Below are 7,923 nucleotides of genomic sequence, written 5' to 3' on the forward strand. Positions count from 1 at the left end.
ACTATATTTAACATTTATTCTTTATCTTCTGATTTAATACAATTAAAAGACAAGCAAAAAGCGCAGTTACAGCTAGTTAACTGAGCCTTTTGGTTTAACCTAATGAAACAGATTGTAATATTGCTTGCCACGTTCTTTAAATACTTCGATAACAAATAAATTTTTCGATACTAAGTTCAAAAAACAAAGTTTATTAAATAGACAATAAAATTTGATAAACCGTGACAGAATACTACTGACCCCAAATCATCAGTAACATAATATAAAAAAGAGTATGCAATTCCTGAACATAATAATTCTAAAGTGCAATAGTTAAAGGAATAGCCATGAGCAAATGCGAATAATACGCTTGTAATTATTATTGAAAAAGACGGTGAAAGATCTTTTAAAATCCCGCCCTGTAAAATTCCTTGCCATAACACTACTTCTAAGAATGGCGAAATCACAACTAACGTAATTATTAAAAGCGGTGCAAGTCTTGATCGCGAAACAGCAAATAGCTCTAAATCTTGATCATTTCCCTTTTCAAGCAGTGTAATAATAAATTGTAAAGCTTGTGAAAATAATGCAAAGATAGCTGCAAAGCTATAGTTTCTAATCATACTATTTTTCAAAAACATCGGTTTGGGATTCAAGCGATGATAAATGGTATCAACGATTAAAAATATTATTATTGTGCTAAAAAATGAGATAGCAACATGTAAAACTAAATTTATATTTTTCGAACTTTCTCCCCTAAAAAAGTATTCACTTATTGTGGGTATTTGAATAATTACGAATAAGAATACAAATAAGCAAAGATATAAGATCTTATTTTTAATCCCCTTTAAAACTTTCATCTTAATAGCTATTCCTTTAAGTTCCAAAAATAAAGTATGCGAATAACTAATTTTAAAATTAGAACTTACATACTTTATTTAACCTTGATGCAATTTACTATAGCTTTCATGATGTCCTCTTTCAAGCAATTTTCTTACGCTTAAGTGTGCGATCTCAATTATGCTGACTAGAAAGACAAGGGTTCCAGTCATTATTACTTGAAATATTAATGTTTATAACCTGCGCTGCGCTCTATTCACAGAGTGCAGACAAAGTGCAAACCCATTAACAGCTTCAAAGTTTGAGAATTTTCTTTATATAATTTTCTATTTTTTAACATAAGTTGAAAGGAAAGCTTGACCCCCTTTTATTCGAGTTACCATCTTTATACGAGTAATCAATTAATAATAAAATAATCAAACAAACATCTTTGGGCGACTATTTTCATCTACATGTAGAAATGCTAAAATAACATTACGATTTAAGTCGAAAGGAAAAACGAGATGAGCAATAAAAAGAATAAAATTAACAATGCCGAAATTAAAGCAAGAGTTGCAGTTTTCAGACCTAGCCAATAATATTTTTATTTTAGAAAAGGAATAATTATGTCTGAAAATTTAATCGATGCTGTTGTCACAAAAAATGATTTAAAAGAAGCTTTCGAGAAATTGGGAGTTAAAAGTACAGATTCCTGCATCGTTCACACCGCAATGAGTAAATTTCAATACTTCCCTGGCGGAGCTGAAACAATCGTTAATGCACTTAAGGAAACTTTATCTGATGGAACTTTAATGATGCCATCAGAAGTCTCAACAAACTGTGATCCTGCAACTTGGGAATATCCACCCGTTCGCGAAGATTTGATTCAAGTTATTAGAGATTCAATGCCACCTTATAATCCTGAAACTTCTGCAACTGATGGTTTAGGAGTTACCCCTGAGTATTTCAGAAATCTTCCAGGCGTTGTAAGAAGCTCACATCCGTTTCTACCAATAGCTATTTGGGGTAGAAATGCTAATGAGATTGCAGAAAAGCAACCTTTAAATATTCCGTATGGAATCAATAGTCCGCTTGATTATTTATATCAAAATAATGGCAAAACGATTTTCCTAGGTACAGATTATGAAACTTGCACTATGCTTCATTATGCTGAATCAACGATTCCGCGCAAAACTGAGATTGATTCAGCTGCGACCGGAATTGATAAGGATGGTAAAACCATTTGGACGAAGTATCGTAATGTAGATATGGACTTATATGATGATTTCAACGAATTAGGTGCAGCTTTTGAAGCTAAATATCCCAATGAATTTAAATCACTTAAATTAGTTAAAGGTACAATTAAAGTAATCAATTTGCATCCCTTAATTGATTTCGCCCGTCAATGGTTTGATCAAAAAGATCATCAATTTAATAATACAGTAGATTAAATAAAAAAGGCTCTTACCTACTTTTGATGTGAATCCCAAAATTAGGACAGTTTAATAAATTTTAACTAAGGACTAATGCCCGATATTCAATCGGACTTAGTCTTTTTAGTTTTACTTTAATTTTTACATTACTGTTGTCTTTGATTGGATTTGCTAATATTTTCCATTGGTATGAATACGTTATAGTTTTTTAGCATTTTTATATACACATCTTAAGTTCTATAGACATAAGAAAATACAAGTTAAGTAAAAATATAGCAATTGATCTAATTGTGAAATTACTAGGTAACAAAAAAGGAAGACTGATTTAACAGTCTTCTCTTTTGCTATACAACTTTAAATTCACAAACAATTATTTGCTGCAGTTTTTAGTCTTGTAGCACTGGGTTTCGTAGCAACTTCGCTTAATGCACATTATGTAAAGCTACTTTGGTATATATAGAATTATTTTACTTTGGTATAAATTAAGGACAAGTAAATGTAATAAATTTGTTTCTAGTTATGCTTCATTAATAGCTACATTTTTGTTAATAGAATAAACTACCCTTACTATTATTGCTAAGACCATTAAGCAAGTTACACCTAACAAGGTTAATGCGATAGTAATACCGAACGAAGCAGTAATTGTAGTAAAAATCGTTGTCATAACTGGCGCAGTCACTACTAAAATTGTGTTAAGCATTCCCATAGTTGATGACAAAATATCTTGATCAACTGCTTCAACAAGCCATTGTGTTAATTTCGGGCTAGCCGTACCAATAACTGTTGCAAGACTTGCCATAACAGGCAAGCAAATAAAAACATTTTTAATAAGCATTGTACCAATAACTGCAGCACTTAAAATAGTTGAAATGATTGCTACAGTAAATAATGACATATTCTTGAGTAATTTGGTTCCTACGATACTGCCAAGTGCTACACTAGCAGTCATTACGCCACCTATTAGAGCGATTGTAAAACTATATGTTCCAATGACCATAGAAGACTTATTACCGGCGATTACGATTGAAATTAAAGGTTCAATTGTCCCTAAAACTCCATTTAGTAAAGCAATTACTAAGACAACTGTTAACAGACCATTTGCCTTTTTTACTTGTTTGAATGATGAGGCAATTGTTTTAAAGAAACCCTGTTTATTAACCTGAGCAGTTTCTTTCTGAGGGTGGGTCTTGTAGTAGTTACGACCAACACTTGCAAAAAGAGCACCTGCTGCTAGAAACGTTAAAGCATTGAAGATTGCTAGACTAGAATAAGACATGAAAAGTAATAAACCAGAACCAATGAATTGTGCAATCATATTGATAATACTGTTAATACCACTCTGAAAGCCCTCAGCTTCAGCAAGATCATCATTTCCAACAATATTAACAATTAGAGGCATTTCAAGGCCACCAGAGTATGAACCAGCAATATCTGATATTAAGTTAATGCCAATAACAGCTAAAACTAAGTTCCAACCAGCAAACCCGCTGGCAAAAAGTAAGCCGACAATTATATAGAGTCCAAAGCGTATAGCGGCTAACCAAACCATTAGCTTGAATTTGTTTTTTGTACGATCAGCTAAATAACCACTAAAAACTTGAAAAATTTGCGGTACTGATTCTGAAATTGAAATCAATGAAATAGCCAAGGCGTAATTTCTTAATTTACTTGCATAAGTAATAAGTGCTAAGTAAAACAAAATATTGCCTGCACCAGATAAGAAACTGGCGATTGTAAATTTTCTATAATCCTTGTTCTTTATAAAAATGTCCATAATTTGATAACTCCTAAATTAAATATTTTATATCTTAAGTTATAACGTGGGTATAATAAGGAATAGCAAAAATGTCGTATTTGAATGTTAAACGCCAAATTTGAATGAAATTAAGGAGGATCACGAATGACAATAGGACAATTGCTAAAGCAATATCGAATTGAGAGCTTGAAAACTCAAAAAGAATGGGCTGGCAATACGATTAGTACATCATATTATTCAAAAGTTGAAAAAGATCAGCACAGAATTACAGCCGAGGATCTAATTGCATTATTGCATGCTAATAACATTAAGTTGTGGGAATTTTTTGGCAAACTTAGTCAAGAAGACAAAGTAAAATATGATGAAAATAGCGATATCGGCGAGGCAATTAATGAAGCGTTTTATCATAATGATAAGGAACAGCTTAAGGATATTAAAAATGTCATTGCAAATAGCGAAATAGTTGATAAAGAAGATCAGTTGCTACTTATAGATGCACTGATAGCTTTAGTTGGTAATCACGTAGAAGATCTTGATGAAAAAGAACGAATTAAGTTGAAAGAAAAGATTTTTAATATCTCTAATTTTGACGAAAATAAATTAGATTTGTATTGTAACTTGATGCCATTTTATGATCTTGATAGCAACTTGTTAATAAGTCGGCGAGTAATCACGCAATTTCGCCATTCTGGGAGTTCGAATGTTCAAGAAACAATATTAGGAATAGAGATAAACATGTTAATTATGTGTATTGAGAAAAGTAGATATGGAGAAACAAAATTCTTTATTCAGGCAGCTGATCAAATTAGTACTAAACCGAACCTGTTTTTTTATAAAAACTGCATTTTTATACTTAAAAATATCGTGAATTATCACTATGAAAGAAAGGATGAGTATTTAAATAAAGCTCGAATGGCAATTGATCACATTAGTTCGTTAGGCATGCCGGAGTACAGCAAAGACATGAAAGACATTCTAGATAAGTATGGGAAAAATTAAAAAAGTCGTATTTGATATTGATGTGAACCCCAAGATTAGGACAATTTAATAAATTTTAACTAAGGACTAATGCCCGATATTCAATCGGACTTAGTCTTTTTAGTTTTACTTTGATTCTTTGCTTATTATAGTTAACTGATACATTTTGATCATTATCCCGCTACTTTTTGTACAGCCCTTTTGAAGCTTTAATAATAAAACTGTATGGTTTCCTTTGCGGTCACTAAACTTAATTATTTTGATATTAGCGCTAATACAAATATACAAATAATCAGCAGCACATCAGAAACATGAATTTTTTCCTTTAATGCAAAGCTACCAAAAATAACACTATATAAATTGGTCATGTTGAGAAAAATCCACGCAATTCCCGAATTAGGTGATGAAGTTGCTAACGTATACGTCGCTTGTGCTAGTATTGTCAAAACTGCACGGGCACCATAAATCCAAAAGATCTGTTTGTTAATTTTTACACCCTTAATTCGCAAACCATGATGCTTAACCCAAAAAGTAATAATTGTAATGATACAACGAATATAAATCGTAGCAATCGTGAAATATACCAGATCAACCAGCCTTATAACACCTTTAGTTAATAGTGGCGATAGTGCTGCTTGTACAATCAACAGGGGACCAATAACCATAAATGTTTTTAACAAAGTGGTCACATTCATCTGACTGTGTCTTTGCTTAAAAATAATGTAACAAACTACAATGATCGTTGATATAATTGAGATCAAATATGATGACTTGTTAAAATAACCCATGGTTAAACAGATAGCTAAGGGAATGAACAAGTCTGTTAGTTTGCTTAAGACAATTGATTGCATTATCGTTACTTTTTTAAAAACATAACTGTACCCATACGCAACTAGCTGTGCTAGCAAACCATAAATAATAATTTTGCTAACGTAGTTTCCCGTTATTTTAGGCGTGGGAAACTTAGTTAATAAGCCTATTAAAAATATGGTTACTAATGCAGTACTACAAAGATTATTCAAAAAATTCACATTAATTGAGCTTTGATGGCGGTATCCCATCTGATAGCGATCAATTACTGAGATTATTCCTCTGGATAAAGATGACACTATTGCAAATATAATTAATAAAAAGTCGCTTATTACCATGTTACTATTATACCAACTTATCACTTGAAATTAATTGTTCCCAATTTAGATATTTATTATAATCCGCACGTTCAGGTTTTCTAAAAACGTCTGCTAATAATGTCCTTAAATATTGCCTTGGCACAGGTCTAGAAATTGGGAAATCAAAGTTTAATAATTTTGCTAATATCTTAAATTATATCCACTTTTTCGACAGGCGCATAGAATTTCATAAACTCTTTAGTTATTATGAACCATACGACTCGCTGCCCACTGAAAGACATTTCTAGAGTATTATCTGGCAGAGTTGCTACTGTGTGCCGACAAGTGTACAAGTCAAGCTCAAAGAGAATCTTTGTTTAAACTTCTCTAATAGCTACAAAAATGCTCAGGGGGGAGGCAAAGCTAGCCAAAATTTCCCTTTGCATAACTATCAACTAAAATAAAAAAACAAAAAGCCTATTATCAAGGTATTTATGAAACCTCAATAATAGACTTCTTAAAGCTTATTTATGCGACTAGAAGCATCTAGTCTTACACTCAGTATTATTGCCACATCAATAATTATATCCATTAATAATAAAACTGTGTGGCAAAAATTGTGAATACTATCTCTTCTTTTCTTTATGATAAGCATTACCCGTAATCGTTTCATTGTTTGCATAGGAAATTAGGTTACTACTTTTTTACCTAATTAAGACCTATAGTTTTAAATTGCAAATATACCATTCATTCGTACATTATATTTTAGATCATAACGATGTGAACCTACATGACGATATTTTACACTGTAGCCTAACTTCATTGGCCAGTTTTTTTACCGAAACTGACCTGCTTTATAGGGTGATTCAATCAGCCTAATAGTACTTTGCAGATAAAGGATACTTAGCATTATGCACACTTTCATATCTGCATCGTAATTCCTTAGTTGTTCCTTTTTGCCATTTAGGCTTTTTAGTTATTGTACTAGCATAAGCAATTTCTTTACTAAAAAGCAAACTATTAATTCCTATATCAAATAATGATATACAAGCAAGTAATTTTTTATGTTTATACTCCCTTTCTGTAGAATTATATTTGTTTTGTAAAATCATAATTATTCTCGTAATTACTTCCATCAAAAAGTGGATAATAAATTCCTGTACTATTTACTAATTTATCTACTGATTTTTGTTTTATTTTTGATAATTTTCCTTGAGGGCCTCTGTACCACCACTGATAATTACTATCTCTAAAAATCATTGCTATTCTTGACCTCACTCCTCCCATTGCTGAACCTGCTGTTTTCACATACCATATACTTTCCCCAGGAGGTAAAATTCCTATATATTTTACAAAGTTAAATTGCTGGCATAGCTCATCTATATCATCATTACTCTTACTATTCATACTAAAAATAAAAACATCATATAATGGCAAATAAGAAGTATTTTTAACGATTGCTCTTCTAGGTACAAAATAAAATCCACCATCTTTATTTTTTTCATTAATAAATTTACGTTCATCTTTTTTTGAACTATTCAATAGCCAACAAGAAACTGCTGCTGCTTGTTTTCTTTCATCACTCCTCTTATTTTCATAATTAGTAACATAAAATGATCCTGCAGAAACACATACGCTCAAAAAGCTTATAATTACTGGCACGTCAATCTTAGCACCAAAGTTCTTCAATATAATTGAACTGAAAAATGTAATAATTATTAGCACTAACAAAATGAAAGAAAAAAGGCTTTCTAAATTAATTGATGAAGCTAACCCCTAAAACTGGACGTTAGTTTTATATCATTTTACTTAAGGCTTGATTCCGATATTGAATCGGAGTTAAGCCTTT

The 7,923-nt window shown here is 31.5% G+C and carries 7 protein-coding genes and 1 pseudogene; 2 read left to right on the forward strand and 6 right to left on the reverse strand.

The features are described 5' to 3' along the window. Positions 1 to 176: 176 nt before the first annotated feature. A complete protein-coding gene (locus tag J3U73_RS09635; RefSeq protein ID WP_267410312.1) occupies positions 177 to 839 on the reverse strand; it encodes a CPBP family intramembrane glutamic endopeptidase in 663 nt (220 codons plus the stop codon). 585 nt (positions 840 to 1,424) lie between these two features. On the opposite strand from J3U73_RS09635, the gene J3U73_RS09640 reads away from it, so the two are divergent. After that, positions 1,425 to 2,249 carry an aminoglycoside N(3)-acetyltransferase gene (locus tag J3U73_RS09640; protein ID WP_220268816.1) on the forward strand — a complete coding sequence of 275 codons (825 nt, stop codon included), beginning with the start codon at positions 1,425 to 1,427 and terminating at the stop codon, positions 2,247 to 2,249. A gap of 499 nt (positions 2,250 to 2,748) precedes the next feature. On the opposite strand, the gene J3U73_RS09645 is transcribed toward J3U73_RS09640, so the two are convergent. Beyond that, on the reverse strand, positions 2,749 to 4,005 hold the full coding sequence (locus tag J3U73_RS09645) for an MFS transporter (protein ID WP_267410313.1): 1,257 nt from the start codon (positions 4,003 to 4,005) through the stop codon (positions 2,749 to 2,751). A 126-nt stretch (positions 4,006 to 4,131) separates the two neighbouring features. Here J3U73_RS09645 and J3U73_RS09650 point away from each other — a divergent pair, with 126 nt between their 5' ends. Next, positions 4,132 to 4,986, forward strand: coding sequence for a helix-turn-helix domain-containing protein (locus J3U73_RS09650; RefSeq protein ID WP_267410314.1), 855 nt, complete (start codon positions 4,132 to 4,134; stop codon positions 4,984 to 4,986). 55 nt (positions 4,987 to 5,041) lie between these two features. Here the strand turns inward: J3U73_RS09650 and J3U73_RS10925 are convergent. The 4 genes and pseudogenes from J3U73_RS10925 to J3U73_RS09665 all read right to left on the reverse strand — a co-directional run. Beyond that, positions 5,042 to 5,113 (reverse strand): annotated as a pseudogene (locus J3U73_RS10925) (IS3 family transposase); the annotation flags it as partial. A gap of 106 nt (positions 5,114 to 5,219) precedes the next feature. Then, the gene (locus J3U73_RS09655) at positions 5,220 to 5,816 is read right to left on the reverse strand and encodes a hypothetical protein (RefSeq protein ID WP_127326214.1); all 597 of its coding nucleotides are present in this window, start codon (positions 5,814 to 5,816) and stop codon (positions 5,220 to 5,222) included. A 1,133-nt stretch (positions 5,817 to 6,949) separates the two neighbouring features. Beyond that, positions 6,950 to 7,186 carry a hypothetical protein gene (locus J3U73_RS09660; protein WP_267410316.1) on the reverse strand — a complete coding sequence of 79 codons (237 nt, stop codon included), beginning with the start codon at positions 7,184 to 7,186 and terminating at the stop codon, positions 6,950 to 6,952. Continuing rightward, positions 7,164 to 7,736: a hypothetical protein gene (locus J3U73_RS09665; protein WP_267410318.1), complete on the reverse strand. Its 573-nt coding sequence runs from the start codon at positions 7,734 to 7,736 to the stop codon at positions 7,164 to 7,166. The genes J3U73_RS09660 and J3U73_RS09665 overlap by 23 nt, the downstream gene beginning before the upstream one ends. Positions 7,737 to 7,923: the final 187 nt, after the last annotated feature.

The organism is Lactobacillus sp. B4005 (assembly GCF_026536045.1).
Lineage (GTDB): Bacteria > Bacillota > Bacilli > Lactobacillales > Lactobacillaceae > Lactobacillus > Lactobacillus panisapium.

Excerpts from the sequence above, each read along its gene's own strand:
- J3U73_RS09635 (WP_267410312.1), bottom strand. The coding sequence starts at position 839 with ATGAAAGTTTTAAAGGGGATTAAAAATAAGATCTTATATCTTTGCTTA.
- J3U73_RS09640 (WP_220268816.1), top strand. The coding sequence starts at position 1,425 with ATGTCTGAAAATTTAATCGATGCTGTTGTCACAAAAAATGATTTAAAA.
- J3U73_RS09645 (WP_267410313.1), bottom strand. The coding sequence starts at position 4,005 with ATGGACATTTTTATAAAGAACAAGGATTATAGAAAATTTACAATCGCC.
- J3U73_RS09650 (WP_267410314.1), top strand. The coding sequence starts at position 4,132 with ATGACAATAGGACAATTGCTAAAGCAATATCGAATTGAGAGCTTGAAA.
- J3U73_RS09655 (WP_127326214.1), bottom strand. The coding sequence starts at position 5,816 with ATGCAATCAATTGTCTTAAGCAAACTAACAGACTTGTTCATTCCCTTA.
- J3U73_RS09660 (WP_267410316.1), bottom strand. The coding sequence starts at position 7,186 with ATGATTTTACAAAACAAATATAATTCTACAGAAAGGGAGTATAAACAT.